Annotated in this window: 3 protein-coding genes; 2 read left to right on the top strand and 1 reads right to left on the bottom strand. The window is 51.4% G+C overall.

The annotated features are described in order from the left end of the window. The first annotated feature begins 369 nt into the window (after positions 1–369). Both ACNQ0W_RS24955 and ACNQ0W_RS24960 read left to right on the top strand, forming a co-directional pair. Entirely contained in the window at positions 370–597 is a 228-nt protein-coding gene (locus tag ACNQ0W_RS24955; RefSeq protein WP_021243043.1) for a YgdI/YgdR family lipoprotein, read from the top strand. Positions 598–962: 365 nt separating this feature from the next. After that, positions 963–1,148 (top strand): Rop family plasmid primer RNA-binding protein, encoded by a 186-nt coding sequence (locus ACNQ0W_RS24960; RefSeq protein WP_013772937.1) that lies wholly within the window; start codon positions 963–965, stop codon positions 1,146–1,148. Between the two features lie 290 nt (positions 1,149–1,438). Here the strand turns inward: ACNQ0W_RS24960 and ACNQ0W_RS24965 are convergent, their stop codons facing one another. After that, positions 1,439–1,657, bottom strand: coding sequence for a hypothetical protein (locus ACNQ0W_RS24965; protein WP_198129632.1), 219 nt, complete (start codon positions 1,655–1,657; stop codon positions 1,439–1,441). Between the last annotated feature and the right edge of the window lie 937 nt (positions 1,658–2,594).

Consider the following 2,594-nt stretch of genomic DNA (forward strand, 5'->3'; position numbering starts at 1 on the left):
GTCTCGCACAAGACTGTTACCACGGTTAGGGGATCTGCCAGGATTACCTAACCTTCGAAAAACCACCTGCCAGGGTGGTTTTTTCGTTTACAGGGCAAGAGATTACGCGCGGAAAAAAAGGATCTCAAGAAGATCCTTTATAAATTAGACATCCAACCTCACAAAGAGGAATACTTAAATCATCTTGGTATATGTATCGGCCGGATTACATCTCATATAAGCCTCCTCCCCGCCTGACACCACACTTTGACCATAGCACCTCGCGCCTAACTCGATATACAGCCCACCATCAAGCCTCTTTTCACATAAAAAATGACCTATAGTTAGATGGTTAGTGACCAAAACTGATATGGATAAAAGGAGCTGGCTTTGAAAAAGATTTTTGTTTCAGTGTTCGCAGCGGCAGTTGCGCTTTCAGCCCTCACCGGCTGCACGCGCACAAGCTATGCCATACACACCAATGACGGTCGCACTATTGTCAGCGACGGCAAACCTAAAGAATCAGACTCAGGCCTGCTTGGCTATACAGACGCGAATGGTGTCAAACAGCAGATCAATAAAACCGACGTTAAAGAAGTCTCCGAAATTCCGCACTGAGCATCTTCTCCGAAAAAGGCCGCTAATGTGGCCTTTTTCTTTACCTGTGGTTCTCCGCCAAAATCCCAGCAAATTGCATCACCAAAGCTAAAAGCTTTCAGGGTTGTCTAAAAAGCACAAGACATAAGAGGAAGTGCGGTATTTTATAATCAAGCCCCCAAGAATTTACCATAACATCCGTTGCCCGCACCGCCTGAGACGCGTTCAGCGCGTTCCTGACGAAACCATGACAAAAACCACAACAAACCACCCCGGAACCCGTCAGAAACGCGCCTGTTAAATTTTAACGGCATGCATGACTATGCACCAGAATGACGCCATGCTCTTTTCACGCAAAAATCATCACCAGACGGGGAAAATCACCAGTGACCAGACAGGAATCCGCCGCCCTCAATATGGCCAAATTTATCCGCGCACAGACACTTCTCCTCCTTGAGCGGCTCGAGCAGATGGATCTGGATGAGGCTGCCGGCTGCTGTGAGCACCTGCACGATCAGGCCGAAGCGCTTTACGCCATGCTGAACGCACAGATAGGCGAGGAAAATGCGTGAAAATCGGTGAACGGGTGCGCAATTCAGTGCGCGGCCGTGAGGCGATGGCGGGGTGTCGGGGCGCAGCCCTGACCAGGGTATTTGTGATGCCGGCGCGTGCGCGGTATTACAAATGCACATCCTGTCCCGGAACGGACACCGGGAAACAGCAAAAAAAACCGGGCGGCACGCCCGGAACTCAATCAAGTTAGATTAGATTACTCTCACTCGTCCATAACAGCATCATGGAACGACGACCACCGTCCGTGACGGCCGCCTCGTTTAAGTATGGACAGAAATACAGAAAATGCTCAGGACGAAATGTAATGAATGCGAACGGATTCAAGAAATTCGAGCATGACAGTCCTTACGGCCGGTTCGGTTTCAGACAAAATCTGCCGGTATGCATCCAGCATCATGGCTCCGGCATCCCCTCCGGCACGCCGTAGCCAGACCGAAACAACGGACACAAGCAGGTGTCGCTCATCATCACTAAGAGTCATCAGGGCTCCGGAAGAAAAACCAAACATGGCTTACCTACTGTTAACGGCAACGCAGAAGAAAGGTTTACAGGGTAGCGGGCAGGGATGAAAAAAAAAAAATTGCAGTCAGGCCGGAACGGCTGCTGAACCGGTACAGGCGGGTTCCGGGCGCAGCGCCGGACCAGTCACGGAGCACTAGCGGAGTGTATACTGGCTTAAGATGTAGCATGGCAGTAACACATAGCATTAATGCCACATAAGACAGGCGCAGAAAGTGAAAGAAAACGCGTCAGGAGAAAATGTGATACAGAATATATTCCGCTTCCTCGCTCACTGACTCGCTCCGCTCGGTCGTTCGGCTGCGGCGAGCGGGACGGGCTTACGGATGGATCAGAAATTTCCTGGGGGATGCCAGGAAGATACTTAACGAAGAAAGCATAAGGCCGCGCCAAAGCCGTTTTTCCATAGGCTCCGCCCCCCTGACAAGCATCACAGAATCTGACGCTCAAATCAGTGGTGGCGAAACCCGATGCGGCTTAAAGATACCAGGCGTTTCCCCCTGGTGGCTCCCTCGTGCTCCCCCGCATTCCTGCCTTTCGGTTTACCGGTGTCACTCCGCTGTTATGGCCGCGGTTTCTCATTCCACGCCTGACACTCAGTTCCGGGAAGGCAGTTCGCTCCAGGATGGACTGTATGCACGAACCCCCCGTTCAGTCCGACCGCTGCGCCTTATCCGGTAACTATCAACTTGAGTCCAACCCGGAAAGACACGACTAATCGCCATTGGCAACGGCCATTGGCAAACAGGATGTGCGAGAGATGTCTCAAGAGTTCTTGAAGTGGCGGCCTTAGTGAGGCTACACTGAAAGGACAAATTTGGTGACATGTCTCGCACAAGACTGTTACCACGGTTAGGGGATCTGCCAGGATTACCTAACCTTCGAAAAACCACCTGCCAGGGTGGTTTTTTCGTTTACAGGGCAAG

This window comes from Enterobacter cloacae complex sp. 6730903 (assembly GCF_048283985.1).
Lineage (GTDB): Bacteria > Pseudomonadota > Gammaproteobacteria > Enterobacterales > Enterobacteriaceae > Enterobacter > Enterobacter hormaechei_C.